16 protein-coding genes are annotated in these 17,067 nt (G+C 61.1%); 6 read left to right on the top strand and 10 right to left on the bottom strand.

Features of this window, described 5'->3' with window-relative positions; translation table 11 throughout:
• Positions 1–7: 7 nt before the first annotated feature.
• Genes rsmB through def form a run of 3 tightly spaced genes read right to left on the bottom strand, consistent with a single transcriptional unit; the run spans position 8 to position 2,844 of the window.
• On the bottom strand, positions 8–1,336 hold the full coding sequence (gene rsmB, locus J3P77_RS22175) for a 16S rRNA (cytosine(967)-C(5))-methyltransferase RsmB (RefSeq protein ID WP_434678781.1): 1,329 nt from the start codon (positions 1,334–1,336) through the stop codon (positions 8–10).
• Positions 1,333–2,277 carry a methionyl-tRNA formyltransferase gene (gene fmt, locus J3P77_RS22170; RefSeq protein WP_434678780.1) on the bottom strand — a complete coding sequence of 315 codons (945 nt, stop codon included), beginning with the start codon at positions 2,275–2,277 and terminating at the stop codon, positions 1,333–1,335. Before fmt ends, rsmB begins: the two co-directional genes overlap by 4 nt.
• A gap of 60 nt (positions 2,278–2,337) precedes the next feature.
• Positions 2,338–2,844, bottom strand: a complete 507-nt coding sequence (gene def, locus J3P77_RS22165) for a peptide deformylase (RefSeq protein ID WP_434678779.1) — start codon at positions 2,842–2,844, stop codon at positions 2,338–2,340.
• 133 nt (positions 2,845–2,977) lie between these two features.
• On the opposite strand from def, the gene J3P77_RS22160 reads away from it, so the two are divergent.
• From J3P77_RS22160 to J3P77_RS22150, 3 genes are all read left to right on the top strand, one after another.
• Positions 2,978–4,003 carry a LysM peptidoglycan-binding domain-containing protein gene (locus tag J3P77_RS22160; RefSeq protein WP_434678778.1) on the top strand — a complete coding sequence of 342 codons (1,026 nt, stop codon included), beginning with the start codon at positions 2,978–2,980 and terminating at the stop codon, positions 4,001–4,003.
• A gap of 121 nt (positions 4,004–4,124) precedes the next feature.
• On the top strand, positions 4,125–5,231 hold the full coding sequence (gene dprA / locus J3P77_RS22155; protein WP_434678776.1) for a DNA-processing protein DprA: 1,107 nt from the start codon (positions 4,125–4,127) through the stop codon (positions 5,229–5,231).
• A gap of 37 nt (positions 5,232–5,268) precedes the next feature.
• Positions 5,269–5,826: an L-threonylcarbamoyladenylate synthase gene (locus J3P77_RS22150; protein ID WP_434678775.1), complete on the top strand. Its 558-nt coding sequence runs from the start codon at positions 5,269–5,271 to the stop codon at positions 5,824–5,826.
• Between the two features lie 14 nt (positions 5,827–5,840).
• Here J3P77_RS22150 and J3P77_RS22145 read toward each other — a convergent pair whose 3' ends face one another.
• Positions 5,841–6,821, bottom strand: a complete 981-nt coding sequence (locus J3P77_RS22145) for an NADPH:quinone reductase (protein WP_434678773.1) — start codon at positions 6,819–6,821, stop codon at positions 5,841–5,843.
• Positions 6,822–6,985: 164 nt separating this feature from the next.
• Here J3P77_RS22145 and hemF point away from each other — a divergent pair, with 164 nt between their 5' ends.
• Together hemF and aroE are read left to right on the top strand one after the other, a co-directional pair.
• Positions 6,986–7,900 (top strand): oxygen-dependent coproporphyrinogen oxidase, encoded by a 915-nt coding sequence (gene hemF, locus J3P77_RS22140; protein ID WP_434678772.1) that lies wholly within the window; start codon positions 6,986–6,988, stop codon positions 7,898–7,900.
• A 43-nt stretch (positions 7,901–7,943) separates the two neighbouring features.
• Positions 7,944–8,768, top strand: coding sequence for a shikimate dehydrogenase (gene aroE / locus J3P77_RS22135; RefSeq protein WP_434678771.1), 825 nt, complete (start codon positions 7,944–7,946; stop codon positions 8,766–8,768).
• A gap of 302 nt (positions 8,769–9,070) precedes the next feature.
• On the opposite strand, the gene J3P77_RS22130 is transcribed toward aroE, so the two are convergent.
• The 3 genes from J3P77_RS22130 to betC all read right to left on the bottom strand — a co-directional run bounded on the left by J3P77_RS22130 (position 9,071) and on the right by betC (position 13,264).
• Complete coding sequence (locus J3P77_RS22130; RefSeq protein ID WP_434678769.1) at positions 9,071–10,639, bottom strand: SulP family inorganic anion transporter; 1,569 nt, start codon at positions 10,637–10,639, stop codon at positions 9,071–9,073.
• Between the two features lie 156 nt (positions 10,640–10,795).
• Positions 10,796–11,722, bottom strand: a complete 927-nt coding sequence (gene choX / locus J3P77_RS22125) for a choline ABC transporter substrate-binding protein (protein WP_434678768.1) — start codon at positions 11,720–11,722, stop codon at positions 10,796–10,798.
• Between the two features lie 21 nt (positions 11,723–11,743).
• Positions 11,744–13,264 carry a choline-sulfatase gene (betC, locus tag J3P77_RS22120; protein ID WP_434678767.1) on the bottom strand — a complete coding sequence of 507 codons (1,521 nt, stop codon included), beginning with the start codon at positions 13,262–13,264 and terminating at the stop codon, positions 11,744–11,746.
• Positions 13,265–13,378: 114 nt separating this feature from the next.
• On the opposite strand from betC, the gene J3P77_RS22115 reads away from it, so the two are divergent.
• Complete coding sequence (locus tag J3P77_RS22115; protein ID WP_434678766.1) at positions 13,379–14,329, top strand: choline sulfate utilization transcriptional regulator; 951 nt, start codon at positions 13,379–13,381, stop codon at positions 14,327–14,329.
• 45 nt (positions 14,330–14,374) lie between these two features.
• Here J3P77_RS22115 and J3P77_RS22110 read toward each other — a convergent pair whose 3' ends face one another.
• The 3 genes from J3P77_RS22110 to trpB form a co-directional block, all read right to left on the bottom strand.
• Entirely contained in the window at positions 14,375–14,866 is a 492-nt protein-coding gene (locus J3P77_RS22110; RefSeq protein ID WP_434678765.1) for an anti-virulence regulator CigR family protein, read from the bottom strand.
• Between the two features lie 126 nt (positions 14,867–14,992).
• A complete protein-coding gene (gene trpA, locus J3P77_RS22105) occupies positions 14,993–15,805 on the bottom strand; it encodes a tryptophan synthase subunit alpha (protein WP_434678764.1) in 813 nt (270 codons plus the stop codon).
• Positions 15,802–17,031 carry a tryptophan synthase subunit beta gene (trpB, locus tag J3P77_RS22100; RefSeq protein WP_434678763.1) on the bottom strand — a complete coding sequence of 410 codons (1,230 nt, stop codon included), beginning with the start codon at positions 17,029–17,031 and terminating at the stop codon, positions 15,802–15,804. Before trpB ends, trpA begins: the two co-directional genes overlap by 4 nt.
• Positions 17,032–17,067: the final 36 nt, after the last annotated feature.

Raw genomic sequence — 17,067 nt, 5'->3', positions numbered from 1 at the left:
TCTCCTGTCAGTGCTTTGTCGAGGCGGCGATTTTCATGAGCTTGGCGTAGTAGAAGCCGTCATGGCCACCTTCCTGCGCCAGCAATTGGCGACCGTGCGGCTGTTTGATACCGGCCGCCGGCTGGCCGAGCTGCCCGGCGATGTCCAGCTCGCGTGCCCCGGAAGTCCGCGCCAGGAAGGCCGCGATAACCTCGGTGTTTTCCGTCGGCAGGGTCGAACAGGTCGCATAAAGCAGAATGCCGCCGACCTCCAGCGTAGGCCAAAGCGCGTCGAGCAGCTCGCCCTGCAAAGCGGCCAGCGCAGCGATGTCGTCAACCTGGCGGGTCAGTTTGATATCCGGATGCCGGCGTATCACGCCGGTGGCTGAGCAGGGTGCGTCCAGCAGAATGCGCTGGAACGGCTTGCCGTCCCACCACTTCGAGGTATCGCGCGCATCGGTGGCGATAAGCTCGGCGTCCAGACCCAGTCGGTCCAGATTCTCGCGCACCCGCACCAGACGCTTGGCCTCCAGGTCGACGGCAACCACGCCACCGAGCTGCGGCTGGACTTCCAGCACATGGCAGGTCTTGCCGCCCGGCGCGCAGCAGGCGTCCAGCACGCGATGCCCCGGTGCCAGCTCCAACAGGTCGGCAGCCAGTTGCGCGGCCTCGTCCTGCACGCTGATCCAGCCTTCGGCAAAACCGGGCAATGAACGCACGTCGCAAGGCTCGGCCAGCAGAATGCCGTCCTGGCTGAAGGTGCATGGATGCGCTTCAAGCCCGGCCGTCTTGAGCAACTCAAGGTACTGGTCCCGGCTGTTGTGACGCCGATTGACCCGCAGGATCATTGGCGGATGTGCGTTGTTGGCGGCGCAGATCGCTTCCCACTGTTCCGGCCAGGCAGCTTTCAGCGCTTTTTGCAGCCAACGCGGATGCGCAGTGCGCACCACTGGATCGTGTTCCAGCTCGGTCAACAGCGACTCGCCTTCCCGCTGCGCGTTACGCAATATCGCGTTGAGCAAGCCTTTGGCCCAGGGCTTTTTCAGTTTATCGGCACAGCCGACGGTCTCGCCTATGGCGGCGTGCGCGGGAATGCGGCTGTAAAACAGCTGATAGAGGCCGACCAGCAGCAGCGCTTCGACGTCGGCGTCCGCAGCTTTGAACGGCTTTTGCAGGAGCTTGGCGGCAAGCGCCGACAGCCGTGGTTGCCAACGCGCGGTGCCGAACGCCAGGTCTTGGGTCAGGCCACGATCCCGTGGGTCGACCTTGTCCAGCTGAGTCGGCAGCGAGCTGTTCAACGAGGCCTTGCCACTGAGCACGGCGGCCAAGGCCTTGGCGGCAGCCAGGCGCGGGTTCATTGGCCCAGTACCGTGCCGACGGCGAACTTCTCGCGGCGGCTGTTGAACAGATCGGTGAAGTTCAAGGGCTTGCCGCCCGGCAACTGCAGGCGGGTCAGGCGCAGCGCGTCCCGGCCGCAGGCGACGATCAGACCTTCCTTGCTGGCGCCGAGAATGGTGCCCGGCGCGCCCTGCCCTTCGGCGAGGCTGGCGCCGAGTACCTTAAGCGTCTCACCGTTCAGGACGCTGTGGCAGATCGGCCACGGATTGAACGCGCGGATCAGCCGCTCCAGCTCGTCAGCCGGGCGCGCCCAGTCGATGCGAGCTTCGTCTTTGTTCAGTTTGTGGGCGTAATTGGCCAGGCTGTCGTCCTGGACTTCCCCGACCAGCGAGCCATCCGCCAGACCCGAGATAGCCTGCAGCACGGCAGGCGGGCCCAGCTCGGCCAGACGATCATGCAGCGAGCCGCCGGTGTCGTCGGCGCTGATCGGGGTGACGGTCTTGAGCAGCATCGGGCCGGTATCCAGCCCGGCCTCCATACGCATCACGGTCACGCCGCTTTCAGCATCGCCGGCCTGCACCGCACGCTGAATTGGCGCAGCACCACGCCAGCGAGGCAGCAGTGATGCGTGACTGTTGATGCAGCCCAGACGCGGGATATCCAGCACCACTTGCGGCAGGATCAGGCCGTAGGCGACCACCACCATCAGGTCGGGTTTGAGCGCGGCCAGCTGCGCCTGTGCATCGGCATCGCGCAAGGTAGGCGGCTGCAAGACAGGCACATCGTGTTGCAAAGCCAGCTGCTTTACCGGGCTCGGCATCAGTTTCTGGCCACGACCGGCCGGGCGATCCGGCTGGGTGTAAACCGCAACGATTTGATGAGGGCTATCGAGCAGGGCCTTGAGATGTTCGGCGGCGAATTCCGGGGTGCCGGCGAAAACGATGCGCAGTGGCTCAGTCATGGGCTTCTCGTTGTTGAAATTAAAAAAGGCCTGAATCAGGCCTTTTTTTGGAGTGGCGGGTCAGGCGTTCAGCTTGTGCTGTTTTTCAAGCTTCTTCTTGATCCGGTCACGCTTGAGATTGGACAGGTAGTCGACGAACAGTTTTCCGTTCAGGTGATCGCATTCGTGCTGGATGCACACGGCAAGCAGGCCTTCGGCGATCAGCTCGTACGGCTGGCCGTCGCGGTCCAGCGCCTTGACGCGGACTTTCTGCGGACGGTCGACGTTTTCATAAAAACCCGGGACCGACAGACAACCTTCCTGATACTGATCCATTTCGTCGGTCAGCATCTCGATCTCGGGGTTGATGAACACACGCGGCTCGCTGCGATCTTCGCTCAGGTCCATGACGACCACGCGTTTGTGAACGTTCACCTGGGTCGCGGCCAGACCGATGCCTGGCGCTTCGTACATGGTTTCAAACATGTCGTCGACCAACTGGCGGATGCCGTCGTCTACTATCGACACGGGCTTGGCGATGGTGCGCAGGCGCGAATCGGGGAATTCGAGAATGTTTAGAATGGCCATATACGTAAGAGCTGCACTGTAAGGTAAAGTCAAAATCGGCTGCCGGGTTCGGACATCGAAGCGAGGCAGGCCTGACAACGAGCCTGTTCGGACTCTAGGTTGACGCAAGCCATATGATAAAGGGATTCACCGCATGAGGAAATCACTACTCGCCCTGCTGCTGTTGACCGCCACCGGTCTTGTTCAGGCGCAAGTGCAGCTCAGGGAAGGCCATCCGCAGAGCTATACCGTCGTCGCCGGTGACACGCTCTGGGATATTTCCGGAAAATTTCTGAGCGAACCCTGGAAGTGGCGCGAACTCTGGCGAGCCAACCCGCAGGTGAGTGATCCGGACCTGATTTACCCTGGCGACTCGCTATCCCTGGTGTATATCGACGGCCAGCCACACGTCACGCTCAGTCGCGGTGCGTCGCGCGGGACAATCAAATTGTCACCGCGTGTGCGCAGTACCCCCACGGTCGAAGCGATTCCCAGCATCCCGCTGGGCGCGATCAATGCGTTTCTGATCAGCAACCGCATCATCGACGACGCTGAACAGTTCCAGACCGCGCCCTACATCGTGGCCGGTAACGCGGAACGAGTGTTGAGCGGCAGCGGTGACCGCATCTACGTTCGTGGGACACTCGACCCGGAGCATACGGTTTACGGCATTTTCCGCCAGGGCAAGACCTACACCGACCCCGAAACCGAAGAAGTACTGGGCGTCAACGCGGATGACATTGGCAGCGGCGAAATCGTAGCGACCGAAGGCGATGTCTCTACCCTTGTACTGCAGCGTTCCACTCAAGAAGTGCGTCTCGGGGACCGCCTGTTCAGCAGCGAAGAACGCGCGATCAATTCGACCTTCATGCCCGCCGCCCCACAAAGTGCCGTGGAAGGCCTGATCATTGATGTGCCGCGCGGCGTGACGCAGGTAGGTGAATACGATGTGGTCACAATTAACAAGGGAAAGCGAGACGGCCTGACCGAAGGCAACGTGCTGGCGATTTATAAGACCGGAGAAACGGTACGTGACCGCGTCACCGGTGATTCGGTGAAAATCCCCGACGAGCGTGCCGGATTGCTGATGATTTTCCGCACTTACGACAAACTCAGTTACGGTCTGGTGCTGCAAGCGAGTCGGTCGATGGCGATCATGGACAAGGTACGAAATCCTTAACGCTATGTTTCAGTTTTGAGACGGTTTTTTCCACCGACGCACATGTTGTCAAATTGTTGTTAACAGAGTTATCCACAGGTTTGATCTCTGTTTGGGAGGTCACAGGATCAAGGACGATCTCATGCCACTGTTCGAAAAAGCCGCAGGTTCGCCTGCGGAACTGGAAGCGCGTTTGCGCGTTCATCGTCTTCCGGAAATTGGCCCTCAGCGGTTTTCAAAACTGATTGCTGCCTTCGGTTCCGCCTCTGCCGCACTTACGGCACCCGCTGCGGCATGGCGTGCACTGGGCCTGCCGACGGTCAGTGCCGAGGCTCGCCGTGACGCATCGGTACGTGACGGTGCGAGTGCCGCATTGGCCTGGCTGGAGCGTCCTGGCCAGCATTTGCTGATGTGGGACGACCCTGGCTATCCGGCGCTGCTCGCCCAGATCGCGGATCCACCGCCGCTGATTTTTGTCGCGGGCAACCCTGCAATTCTTGAGCGGCCACAGTTGGCGATGGTCGGCAGTCGGCGCGCATCCAGGCCTGGCATGGATACAGCGGCGGCCTTTGCACGGAGTCTGGCAGGCGCCGGTTTTGTGATTACCAGCGGGCTGGCGCTCGGTATCGACGGAGCTGCGCACCAGGGTGCTCTGGCCGTCGGCGGGTCGACAATCGGTGTGTTGGGAACCGGGCTCGAAAAACTTTATCCACAGCGGCACCGACAGCTGGCCGCGCAGATGGTCGAGCAAGGAAGCGCGGTGATTTCCGAGTTCCCGCTGGATGCCGGACCTCAGGCCAGCAACTTCCCCCGGCGCAATCGCATCATCAGTGGCTTGTCGCTGGGTGTACTGGTGGTCGAGGCCAGCGTAGCCAGCGGCTCGCTGATCACTGCGCGACTGGCTGCAGAGCACGGGCGCGAGGTTTATGCCATTCCGGGCTCGATTCATCACCCTGGCGCACGTGGCTGCCATCAATTGATTCGCGATGGCGCAATACTGGTCGAAACCGTCGACCACATTCTGGAAGCCTTGCAACACTGGAAGAACGTAGCGCCCGCCGCGCCCGATCCGGTCGTCGCCCCGGATCACCCGTTACTGGCATTGCTGCACGCCGCGCCTCATTCAAGCGAAGCGCTGGCGCTCTCCAGCGGCTGGCCGCTTCCGCGAGTGCTGGCGGCGCTGACCGAGCTTGAACTGGATGGCCGCATCAGCAATGAAGCGGGACGATGGTTCGCACGCGCCCGGTAAGGTTAAACTGCCCGGCACGATTTAGCGGAGAAGAGCAATGGTCAGCAGTTGGCGTGTGCAACAAGCCGCTCGCGAAGTTCGAGCCGGAGCGGTGATTGCCTACCCAACCGAGGCGGTCTGGGGGCTGGGGTGTGATCCTTGGGACGAAGAAGCGGTTTACCGCCTGCTCGCCATCAAGTCACGACCTGTGGATAAAGGGCTGATCCTGATCGCCGACAATATTCGTCAGTTCGATTTCCTGTTCGAGGATTTCCCGGAGTTATGGCTCGACCGCATGGCAAGTACATGGCCTGGGCCCAACACCTGGCTGGTACCTCATCAGAATCTGCTGCCTGACTGGATTACCGGCGTTCACGAAACCGTGGCGCTGCGCGTCACTGATCATCCGACCGTGCGCGAGCTCTGCGCGCTGGTAGGGCCGTTGATCTCGACGTCGGCCAACCCCGCCGGCCGCCCGGCCGCGCGTAGCAGGCTGCGAGTGGAACAGTATTTCCGGGGTCAGGTCGATCTGGTGCTCGGCGGCAGCCTGGGCGGTCGCCGTAATCCGAGCGTGATTCGGGACATCGCAACCGGGCAGGTGGTCCGGCCCGGCTAGTTGGTGATGGCGCGTCAGCCTGGAATCAGGATGGTCGAGCCTGTGGTACGCCGCGCCGACAATTCAGTTTGCGCCAGCGCTGCGTCCTTGAGTGCGTACTGCTGGATGTCATTGACCTTCAGTTTGCCGCTGGCCAGCATGTCGAACAGCTCGTCGGCCATCGCCTGCAGGTTCTGCGCACTGTTGGCGTAGCTGCCCAGCGTCGGACGGGTCACGTACAACGAGCCCTTCTGGGCCAGGATGCCCAGATTGACGCCAGACACAGGCCCCGAGGCGTTGCCGAAGCTGACCAACAACCCGCGTGTTGCGACGCAGTCCAGCGAGGTCAGCCAGGTGTCCTGGCCCACGCCGTCATAGACCACCGTACATTTCTTGCCGTCGGTCAACTCCAGTACCCGGCTGGCAACGTTTTCATGGCTGTAATCGATCGTTTCCCAGGCGCCGAGTGCTTTGGCATGAGCGGCCTTCTCGGGCGAGCTGACCGTACCGATCAACTTTGCACCCAGCGCTTTGGCCCACTGGCAGGCCAGGGAACCGACACCGCCGGCTGCAGCGTGAAACAGAATGGTCTCGCCCGGTTTGACCTGATAAGTCTGGCGCAGCAGGTACTGCACGGTCAGGCCTTTGAGCATGATGGCGGCGGCCTGCTCGTAGCTGATCGATTCCGGCAGTTTGACCAGATGTGCTTCGGGCAACGTATGCAGATCGCCGTAGCTGCCCAGCGGCCCCGTGCCGTACGCGACCCGGTCGCCAGCCTTGAAGCGCGTCACGTCACTGCCCACCGCCTCGACCACGCCCGCGCCTTCGGTGCCCAGGCCTGAAGGTAGCGCTGGCGCTGGATACAAGCCGCTGCGGTAATAGGTGTCGATAAAATTGAGCCCGATGGCCTTGTTGCGTACCAGCACTTCCTGAGGGCCCGGCGCGGCGGGATCGAAGTCCACATAATCAAGTACCTCGGGACCGCCGACCGCACTGAACTGAATACGTTTTGCCATTTGCTCTCTCCCTGTTGGTTTGAACGATTGCCCTATCGGACGCTTTCGCCTGATCTTCGTCAACTGCGAACCCCCGTCGGCCGGTGGTATGCTACGCGCCAATTTGCCTGGGCCCCTTTCATTCCGGGCGCCGAGACGTTTGAAGTCAGCTGTAAGGGATCGCCATGAATACCCGTACCGAGGCCGTGAAAGCCTACCTGCTCGACCTGCAAGACCGGATCTGCACTGCTCTGGAACAGGAAGACGGCAGCGCGCACTTCGTTGAAGATGCCTGGACCCGCCCGGCAGGCGGCGGCGGGCGCACGCGGGTCATCGAGAACGGCACCGTCATCGAGAAAGGCGGGGTCAATTTCTCTCATGTGTTCGGCAGCAACCTGCCGCCATCGGCCAGCGCGCATCGCCCGGAACTGGCTGGGCGCGGCTTCGAGGCGCTGGGTGTGTCGCTGGTCATTCACCCGCACAACCCGCATGTGCCGACGTCTCACGCCAACGTGCGTTTTTTCATCGCCGAAAAAGAAGGCGAAGAACCGGTCTGGTGGTTTGGCGGCGGTTTCGACCTGACGCCGTACTACGGCGTCGAAGAAGACTGCGTGCATTGGCACCGGGTTGCCGAACGCGCCTGTGCGCCGTTTGGCGATGATGTGTATCCACGCTATAAAGCCTGGTGCGACAGCTATTTCCACATCAAGCATCGCAACGAACCACGTGGGATCGGCGGTCTGTTCTTCGACGACGTGAACCAGTGGGATTTCGACACCAGCTTCGCCTTCCTCCGTGCCATCGGCGACGCGTTCATCAATGCGTATCTGCCCATCGTGCGTAGGCGCAAGGCCACTGCCTATACCGTGCAACAGCGAGAATTTCAGGAATTCCGTCGCGGTCGCTACGTGGAGTTCAATCTGGTGTACGACCGCGGCACGTTGTTCGGTCTGCAATCAGGCGGACGCACCGAGTCGATTCTCATGTCCTTGCCGCCACAGGTTCGCTGGGGCTACGACTGGAAGGCGGCGCCAGGTAGCGAAGAAGCGCGTCTTACCGAGTATTTCCTCACGGACCGGGATTGGCTGGCGCAGAACTGACCCTGCATGTTCGGCCGGTTGAGCAACAAGCACAGGAACACCCATGGATCACTACGTTGTTTTCGGTAACCCCATCGGCCACAGCAAGTCGCCGCTGATCCACAGCCTGTTTGCCGAGCAGACCGGAGAGGCGCTGGATTACCGGACCGCATTGGCGCCGCTGCAGGACTTTGCCGCGTTTGCGCGTGCGTTTTTCGAGACCGGGCGCGGCGCCAATGTCACCGTGCCGTTCAAGGAAGATGCCTTTCGCCTGGCCGACGTGCTGACCGAGCGTGCGCGTCGCGCTGGCGCGGTCAATACGTTGAGCAAGCAGGCTGATGGCACGCTTCTGGGCGACAACACCGACGGTGCCGGGCTGGTGCGTGATCTGACGGTCAATTGCGGTTTCAGTCTGCGCGGCCGGCGAGTGCTGTTGCTGGGTGCCGGCGGTGCTGTTCGCGGTGCGATCGAGCCACTGCTGACGGAAAAGCCTGAGGTATTGGTGATCGCTAACCGCACGGTGGAAAAGGCCGAGGCGCTGGCAAAGGAGTTCGGCGATCTGGGACCGGTGTTCCCCAGCGGCTTCGACTGGCTCGAAGAGTCGGTGGACCTGATCATCAATGCCACCTCCGCCAGCCTGACCGGCGAATTGCCGCCGATTGCGCCAAGCCTGATCCAGCCGGGTTCGACCTTCTGTTACGACATGATGTACGGCAAAAAGCCAACCGCATTCTGCCTATGGTCCACAGAACAGGGTGCCGCGCAGTCGGTGGATGGGCTGGGCATGCTGGTGGAACAGGCAGCCGAGGCGTTCCTGCTATGGCGCGGCGTGCGTCCGAACTCCGCGCCGGTGCTGGCCGAGATGAGACGCCAGCTGGCGCTGGGGTGACCGAGCGCATAGTACCTGTGGAGGCCAGCTTGCTGGCGGATGCGCGTTACAGGCAATAGATCTGGTGCGCATGTACAGACCTCTCGCCAGCAAGCTGGCTCCCACAGACATCAAGGCCAAGCGCTGGCATTGCCTGCTACCAGTCTGAGATGCACCGTGGGAGGGAGCTTGCTCGCGACAGCGCCATTACTGGCAACTGATCTGCTGTGAATGTAAGCGCCCAGTCGCCAGCAAGCTGCCTCCCACTGGAAGTGCGGCCGATACCGAAGCCCCCACAGAAAAACGCGGATCAGCTTACCGCCTCATTCTTCAAACGAAACCGGGCAGTTCTCGGCGCCTTCGAGTTTGCACAGTTCCTCGATCACTTGCGGCCTGGCGTGGCGCAATACTAGTGTCCGGTCCTGCTGGCGCAGGCGACGGGCCTCCTGGTGCAGCATTTCCACGCCTGAATAATCGATGAAGTTGATTTGCTGCGCCTCGATCACCACGCGTTTGCCCTCGGTACGTTGCAGGCGGGTTTGCAGGTAATGGCTCGCGCCGAAAAAAATCGACCCGCCGACCCGCAGGATTTCTTCTTCGCCGTCACGCCACTGCTGAACACGCGGTTGCGAAGTTCGCTTGAGATAAAAGAACAGCGAAGCCAGCACGCCCGCATAGATAGCGGTTTGTAGCTCCAGCAGGAGCGTCGCCAGACAGGTCAGTGCCATGACGAAAAACTCCGCGCGACTGACTCGGTACAGCGAACGGATGCCGCGCCGGTCCACCAGCCCCCAGCAGATCAACAGGATCGAAGCCGCCATGCTCGGGATCGGAATATGCGAAATCAGGGACGCACCGGCCACCGCGAACAACGCCACCCACAGCGCGGAGAACACGCCCGCCAGCGGTGAACGTGCACCCGCCTCAAAGCTCAACGCCGCGCGGGTGAAGGAGCCTGCGGACAGATACCCTGAAAACAGGGAACCAACCATGTTCGACAGGCCTTGTGCGCGGACTTCCTGATTGGCGTTGATCAATTGCTGAGAGCGGGCGGAAAGTGAGCGCGCAATCGACAGGCTGTTGACCAAGCCCAGCATGCCGACCGCAACGGCGGTCGGCAGCAGCCGCAGGATCAGGTCGAGATCCAGCGGCAGCGGGCTGAATGGCGGCAGCTGACCGACGAATCGAGACACGACCTTTACATGGCCGAACATCGCGGGCCACAGCCAGACGAGCAAGCTGCTCGCTGTTAGAGTGATCAGCAATGTTGGCCAGCGCGGTACGAGATATTTGAGGCCGATGCCGAGCGCCAGCGTCAGCAGGCCCAGCAACAGTGAGTGCATATCTAGCTCGCCGCCATGGGCGAGCAACGCTGTCAGGCTACCGAGCGCCGTCGCCTGGCTGGGCAAGTCGATGCCGAGCAGGTTGGGCATCTGCCCCAGGGCAATGACGATGGCTGCGCCGAGGGTGAAGCCCAGCACCACGGAGTGCGAAACGAAATTCACCAGCGCGCCAAAGCGCATCATTCCCAGCAGGAGTTGAAATGCGCCGGCGATGAACGTCAGCAGCAGAATCAGGGTGATGTAATCCTGACTCCCGGGAACGGCCAGCGGACTTACGCTGGCATACAGGACCACTGAAATAGCGGCAGTCGGCCCGCAGATCAGATGCCACGACGAGCCCCACAGACAGGCGATCAGGACCGGGACAATCGCGGCGTATAAACCGTATTCAGGCGGCAATCCGGCGATCAGTGCGTAAGCAATGGACTGCGGCAGGGCCAGAATCGCGCCGCTGAGCCCCACCATCGCGTCACGCCCTACGCTGGCGCGTTTCTGCCGTGGGAGCCAGGCAAGAAAAGGCAGGAATTTATGGCGGTTGAGCCAGCGCATCGGTTCCTCAAGGTTGGTGGGGGGCGCCAAGGTTACAGCAACGCAATTCGTGCTGGGGCCAGTCGGCTATCGCCAGCAAGCGGGCTCCACAGGCGATCTTGTGGGAGCCAGCTTGCTGGCGATGAGGCCATGGTGCCGTGACGAGGCGGACGGACTCTAAAGCTTCGCTTTGACCGCCGCCAGCGCATCCTTGTCATCGATCGTCTTCACGCCATCGAGCCATTTATCCAGCACGGCGGGGTTGGCTTTGATCCAGGCCTTGGCTGCTTCGGTATTGCTGATCTTCTTGCTGACCACGTCGGCCATGATGCTGTTTTCCATGTCCTGAGTGAACGTCAGGTTGGTCAGCAGCTTGCCGACATTGGGGCAGGCCTGGGCGTAGCCCTTGCGGGTCAGGGTATAGACCGAGCCGGTGTCGCCAAAATATTTCTCGCCGCCCTTGAGGTAACGCATCCCTTTTATCTGCACGTTCATCGGGTGCGGTGTCCAGCCGAGGAACGCCACGAACGCCTTGCGCTTCACGTTGCGGTTCACCTCGGCAAGCATGGCCTGCTCGCTGGACTCCACCAGCTTCCACTGCCCCAAATCAAACTCGTTGTTCTTGATAATCTCCTGCAACGACTGGTTGGCTGGCGCGCCGGAACCGATGCCGTAGATTTTCTTGCTGAACTTGTCGGCGAATTTCTTGAGGTCGCTGAAGTTATGCACACCCGCTTCCCAGACGTAATCGGGCACGGCGAGCGTAAACTCGGTGCCTTCCAGGTTTTTGGCATGCTGGGTCACGTCACCGGTGGCGATGAACTTGTCATAGAAACCCTGTTGCGCCGGCATCCAGTTGCCCAGAAAAACATCCAGCTGGCCGTCCTTCAGACCGCCATAGGCAATCGGCACTGCGAGCGTGTCGACGCGGGCCTTGTAACCCATTCCGTCCAGCAGCAGACCGGTTATGGCATTGGTGGCTGCGATGTCGCTCCAGCCCGGATCGGCCATCTTCACCGTGCTGCAATTGGTATCAGCCGCCTGTGCTGCCAGGCTGCCGAGCGTCATGACACTTACCGCAAGTGCTGTGGATATTTTCTTCATTGACGTACCCCTTTGGTTTTCTCATTTGGGCAGGGTTTCAGGTTGCGGATAACGTGCCTTGCGCTCCAGATCGTCCAGATCAATGTGGTTGCGCATGTACTGCTGACTGGCGTCTACCAGCGGCTGGTGATCCCAACTCTTCAGCTTGCCGGTCGCCAGCGCACGGGCGACAAAACGCCGCCGACGCTGGCTGGCGAGCACCTGGTGGTGTATCGCCGGTATGTTCCATCTGGCCCGGGCTTCGTGCAGAAAATCACTGAACACCTGCTGGTGAACGGGTGACTGACTCAGATCTTCCTGCTCACGCGGGTCATTTCGTACGTCGAACAGCAGGCACGGGTCCTGCTCCGAATAGATGAATTTATAGCGGTCGCGACGGATCATCATCAGCGGGCTGCTGGTGCCTTCGGCCATGTATTCACCGAACACTTCGTCATGTCCGCCCTGTGCTTCGAGGTGCGGCATCAGCGAGCGTCCGTCCAGTGGCATGGCGCTGTCCAGCTGCCCTCCGGCCATGTCCACGAACGTCGGTAGCAGATCGGCGGTCGATACCGATGCGCTGACGCGGCCTGCCTTGAATTGCCCTGGAGCGTACACCAGCAAAGGGACGCGTGCGGCCATTTCGAACCAGTGCATTTTGTACCAGAGGCCCTTTTCGCCCAGCATGTCGCCGTGGTCGCCAGAGAACACGATGATGGTGTCGTCCGCCAGCCCGACCTCTTCCAGCGTTTGCAGCAATTTGCCAACGTTGTCGTCGATATAACTGCAGGCACCGAAGTAAGCGCGCCGCGCATCGCGGATCTTGTGTTCGGGCAGCGGCTTGCCCCATAGATCGTAGACCTTCAGCAGACGCTGCGAGTGCGGGTCCAGTTCGCCCTGCTCAACATGGTCTGCCGGCATCGGGATGTCGTCATTGCTGTATAGATCCCAATAAGGTTTGGGAATGGTGTATGGGTCGTGCGGATGGGTCATGGACACGGTCAGGCAGAACGGCGCGTCGCCGTCCTGGCGCACATGGTCGTACAGATACTGGCGGGCCTTGAACACCACCTCTTCGTCAAAATCGAGCTGATTGGTGCGCACGCAAGGTCCGGCTTGCAGCACTGAAGACATGTTGTGGTACCAAGACGGGCGAACGTCCGGCTCGTCCCAGTTCACCGCCCAGCCGTAGTCCGCCGGATAGATATCGCTGGTCAGACGCTCTTCATAACCATGCAGCTGATCGGGCCCGCAAAAATGCATCTTGCCCGACAGCGCGGTCTTGTACCCCAGCGCGCGGAGGTAATGAGCGTAGGTGGGAATGTCCGCCGGAAAGTCGGCCGCATTGTCGTAAGCCCCGATCCTGCTGGGAAGCTGACCGCTGACCAGCGTGAAACGCGACGGTGCACACAGCGGGCTGTTGCAGTAAGCCGAATCGAACACTACGCCTTCAGCGGCGAGACGACTCAGGTTGGGCATTTTGATGGGAGAAGAAGCATAGAACGGCAACATGGGCGCGGCCATTTGATCGGCCATGATGAAAAGAATATTTTTGCGCTTCATGTAATCGTGGCGTCCCATAGTCGATAGTTATGCGAAAGTGCTGGACCAGAGAATGGAGCCGTCTGGCCGGACGGTAAAGCCCATACGCCACAATGCCTAGGATAAGTGCAGCTTATGTTCGATGTTCTTGGTGACATGTCTCTTGATCTGCTCCGCGCCTTCGAAGCGGCGGCTCGCTTGCGTAGCTTTACGGCGGCGGCAACCGAGCTGGGCACGACACAGCCTGCGGTCAGCCAACAGATCAAGCGTTTGGAAGAACAACTGGCGACGCGGTTGTTCGACCGCATTTACCGAGGCATCGAACTGACCGACGCTGGCGAGGTGTTGTTCACCCATGTGCAGGCAGGCCTGCAATCTATCGATGGCGGACTGGTGGCGATTACCGACCGGCATCAGCACGAAGTGCTGCAAGTCGCGACCGACTTTGCCTTTGCTTCCTACTGGCTCATGCCACGGCTGCATCGCTTCCACAAGATCAACCCGGATGTGGATGTCAGCCTGGTGACCAGCGAACGAACTCACAGCATGTTGCGCGCCGATATCGACGTGGCAGTGCTGTTCGGTGACGGTCGCTTCAAGCAGGGCGAGAGCCGCTGGCTGTTCAGCGAAGAGGTGTTCCCGGTATGCAGTCCTCAGTTGGTCGCGGGGCGCGAAACGCCGCTGCCCAACGAAGCGTTGAGGCAATTCGCTCTGCTGCATCTGCGCAGTGAAGGCAGCAACAACTGGTTCGACTGGGCGGGTGTATTCAAGGCGCTTGGAATCCCCCAGTCCCCCGCGCCCGGGCAACTGCGTTTCGACAATTACACCTTGTTGATCCAGGCGGCGATTGGCGGACAGGGAATCGCCATCGGCTGGCGCCATCTGGTCGATGATCTGCTGGAGCAGGGATTGCTCTGTCGACCTGTGGCCGGGACAGCGATTTCCGCATACGGCTATTACGTCGTCCTGCCCCAGCGAAAACGCCGGATGCAGCTTGTTCAGCAATTCGTGGACTGGCTGGCGAGCGAACAGGCGCTGAGCGACGAATCGCCCGCGGGCAGACCACTGCCGTCGATTGCGGTGTGATCTGCGCTGCAGCGTCGTAGCACGCCCCGCCGAAAGGACCTGAACCTAGTTCAACACACCATCCAGAATCGCGTAGACGATGCCGGTGCCGACCGCAATCAACACGACGTCGGTGCCCAGACGACGCCATTCGTAACCGTCGTAATGGGGCAGATGTTGCAAGGCCCGGCTGTCCAGACGTTTGCCATAGCCCGGCGGCAGCGGTTTGCCCTTGGCAACGTAAATGCCTGGCGGCAGCGGCTGGCCGCGGCCGATCACGTCACGGTACTCCTGGAAAGTCTGGCGTACCGGGCCGAAGTCTTCCGGAGGCCGATTGCCGCCACGGTTGTTCGCGTGGCCTTGGTTTCCAGGCTTGGCTTGATTGCCGTGGCCTTTTCCCTGACCCTTGCCATTGTCACTGTTCTGCGGACCATGTTGCTGGCCGCCACGGTTGTCGTTCGGCCCTCCACGCTGGTCTGGCGGCGCGGCTTGCAGCAGCGGGCTGACGCTGATCATCAGCACACCCAGACCGGCAATAAAGCGATGGGGCAATCTCATGTGGTACTCCTCGATATCCACCGGTGCAGCAAAAAGGGGTTCATGACCTGGTCATGAACCCCTTTGTCTTATGCAGCATAGGACAGCGAACAGCCGATAGATTCCTCTGTATCAGGAACTTTACCCTTAACTTACACGGGCGCTACGTACGCCTTCGGCCAGCGCGCTGCACAGGCTCAATACACCGTCGACAGCCTGGTCGGGCGAGCTGGCGGTAGCAATCTTGTCTACCAGCGCCGAACCTACAACCACGCCATCGGCCAGGCGCGCAATCGCAGCCGCCTGTTCAGGGGTGCGAATACCGAAGCCGACGCTGATCGGCAGCTGAGTATGGCGTCGCAAGCGGGCGATGGCTTCGGTGACGTGCTCGGTAGTGGCCGAGCCGGCACCGGTCACACCGGCAACCGAGACGTAGTAGACGAACCCGGAACTGCGCTCCAGAACGCGCGGCAGACGTGCGTCGTCAGTGGTCGGCGTCGTCAGACGAATGAAGTCGATGTCGGATGCCTGGGCCGGTGTAGCCAGCTCCGCATCATGCTCAGGCGGCAAATCGACGATGATCAGGCCATCGACGCCCGCGTCCTTGGCCTGTGCCACGAACGCATCGACGCCGAAGCGGTGGATCGGGTTGTAGTAACCCATCAGCACGATGGGCGTGGCTTGATCTTCCACCCGGAACTCACGAACCATCTGCAGCGTTTTCGCGAGCGTCTGCCCGGCTTCCAGAGCACGCAGGGTCGCCAGCTGGATCGCTACGCCGTCGGCCATCGGATCGGTGAACGGCATACCCAGCTCGATCACGTCCGCGCCTGCGCCGGGCAGGCCCTTGAGGATCTTCAACGAGATATCGTAGCCCGGGTCGCCAGCCGTGATGAAGGTCACCAGTGCCGCGCGGCCTTCGGTTTTGAGCTGGGCGAAACGCTGTTCGAGACGGCTCATACCAGCTTCTCCTGTGTATTGGCGGCCATGTGGTTCATTACGGTTTGCATGTCCTTGTCACCGCGCCCGGAAAGGCAGATCACCATCAAGTGATCGGCTGGCAGGCCGGGTGCGCGCTTCATGGCTTCGGCCAGTGCGTGGGAAGTTTCCAGAGCCGGGATGATGCCTTCGAGCAGGCAGCACTGATGGAACGCATTCAGCGCTTCATCGTCGGTGATGCTGACGTACTCGGCGCGTTTCACTTCGTGCAGATAAGCGTGTTCCGGACCGATGCCCGGGTAGTCGAGACCGGCGGAAATCGAATGCGCGTCCGCGATCTGGCCGTCGTTATCCTGCAGCAGATAGGTGCGGTTACCGTGCAATACGCCGGGAACGCCGCCGTTCAGGCTGGCCGCATGCTTGTCGGTGTCGACACCATGCCCGCCCGCCTCGACGCCGATGATCTGTACGCTGTCGTCATCCAGGAACGGATGGAACAGGCCCATCGCGTTAGAGCCGCCGCCCACGCAGGCGACCACGCTGTCCGGCAGGCGACCTTCCTTCTCCAGCATCTGCGCCTTGGTTTCACGGCCGATGACCGACTGGAAGTCGCGCACCATGGCTGGATACGGGTGCGGGCCCGCAACGGTGCCGATCAGGTAGAAGGTGTCGTCGACATTGGTCACCCAGTCGCGCAACGCTTCGTTCATCGCATCTTTCAGGGTGCCGGTGCCGGAAGTGACCGGAACGATCTCCGCGCCGAGCAGTTTCATACGGAATACGTTGGCCTGTTGACGCTCGATATCGGTGGCGCCCATGTAGATCACGCAAGGCAGACCGAAACGCGCAGCAACTGTCGCAGTTGCCACGCCGTGCATGCCGGCGCCGGTTTCCGCGATCAGGCGCTTTTTGCCCATGCGCTTGGCCAGCAGCACCTGGCCGATGCAGTTGTTGATCTTGTGCGCGCCGGTGTGGTTCAGCTCTTCACGTTTGAAGTAGATCTTTGCGCCGCCGCAGAATTCGGTCAGGCGCTCGGCGAAGTACAACGGATTTGGACGACCGACGTAGTCGCTCTGGAAGTACGCCATCTGCCGCGCAAACTCCGGGTCGGCCTTCGCGGCTTCGTATTCGCGATTGAGGTCGAGCACCAACGGCATGAGGGTTTCGGCGACATACCGCCCGCCGAACGAGCCGAACAGGCCGTTGGCGTCAGGGCCGCTGCTAAACGTTTTCCGGGTCTGGGACATGTGGGCTCCAGTTGCAATGACAGGCGATGGTTGAGC

It is taken from the genome of Pseudomonas sp. R1-18 (genome assembly GCF_051132095.1).
GTDB lineage: Bacteria > Pseudomonadota > Gammaproteobacteria > Pseudomonadales > Pseudomonadaceae > Aquipseudomonas.
Note: the sequence above shows the minus strand (reverse complement) of the source record. Positions and strands in the feature narration are given on the sequence as shown.

Excerpts from the sequence above, each read along its gene's own strand:
- rsmB (WP_434678781.1), bottom strand. The coding sequence starts at position 1,336 with ATGAACCCGCGCCTGGCTGCCGCCAAGGCCTTGGCCGCCGTGCTCAGT.
- fmt (WP_434678780.1), bottom strand. The coding sequence starts at position 2,277 with ATGACTGAGCCACTGCGCATCGTTTTCGCCGGCACCCCGGAATTCGCC.
- def (WP_434678779.1), bottom strand. The coding sequence starts at position 2,844 with ATGGCCATTCTAAACATTCTCGAATTCCCCGATTCGCGCCTGCGCACC.
- J3P77_RS22160 (WP_434678778.1), top strand. The coding sequence starts at position 2,978 with ATGAGGAAATCACTACTCGCCCTGCTGCTGTTGACCGCCACCGGTCTT.
- dprA (WP_434678776.1), top strand. The coding sequence starts at position 4,125 with ATGCCACTGTTCGAAAAAGCCGCAGGTTCGCCTGCGGAACTGGAAGCG.
- J3P77_RS22150 (WP_434678775.1), top strand. The coding sequence starts at position 5,269 with ATGGTCAGCAGTTGGCGTGTGCAACAAGCCGCTCGCGAAGTTCGAGCC.
- J3P77_RS22145 (WP_434678773.1), bottom strand. The coding sequence starts at position 6,821 with ATGGCAAAACGTATTCAGTTCAGTGCGGTCGGCGGTCCCGAGGTACTT.
- hemF (WP_434678772.1), top strand. The coding sequence starts at position 6,986 with ATGAATACCCGTACCGAGGCCGTGAAAGCCTACCTGCTCGACCTGCAA.
- aroE (WP_434678771.1), top strand. The coding sequence starts at position 7,944 with ATGGATCACTACGTTGTTTTCGGTAACCCCATCGGCCACAGCAAGTCG.
- J3P77_RS22130 (WP_434678769.1), bottom strand. The coding sequence starts at position 10,639 with ATGCGCTGGCTCAACCGCCATAAATTCCTGCCTTTTCTTGCCTGGCTC.
- choX (WP_434678768.1), bottom strand. The coding sequence starts at position 11,722 with ATGAAGAAAATATCCACAGCACTTGCGGTAAGTGTCATGACGCTCGGC.
- betC (WP_434678767.1), bottom strand. The coding sequence starts at position 13,264 with ATGAAGCGCAAAAATATTCTTTTCATCATGGCCGATCAAATGGCCGCG.
- J3P77_RS22115 (WP_434678766.1), top strand. The coding sequence starts at position 13,379 with ATGTTCGATGTTCTTGGTGACATGTCTCTTGATCTGCTCCGCGCCTTC.
- J3P77_RS22110 (WP_434678765.1), bottom strand. The coding sequence starts at position 14,866 with ATGAGATTGCCCCATCGCTTTATTGCCGGTCTGGGTGTGCTGATGATC.
- trpA (WP_434678764.1), bottom strand. The coding sequence starts at position 15,805 with ATGAGCCGTCTCGAACAGCGTTTCGCCCAGCTCAAAACCGAAGGCCGC.
- trpB (WP_434678763.1), bottom strand. The coding sequence starts at position 17,031 with ATGTCCCAGACCCGGAAAACGTTTAGCAGCGGCCCTGACGCCAACGGC.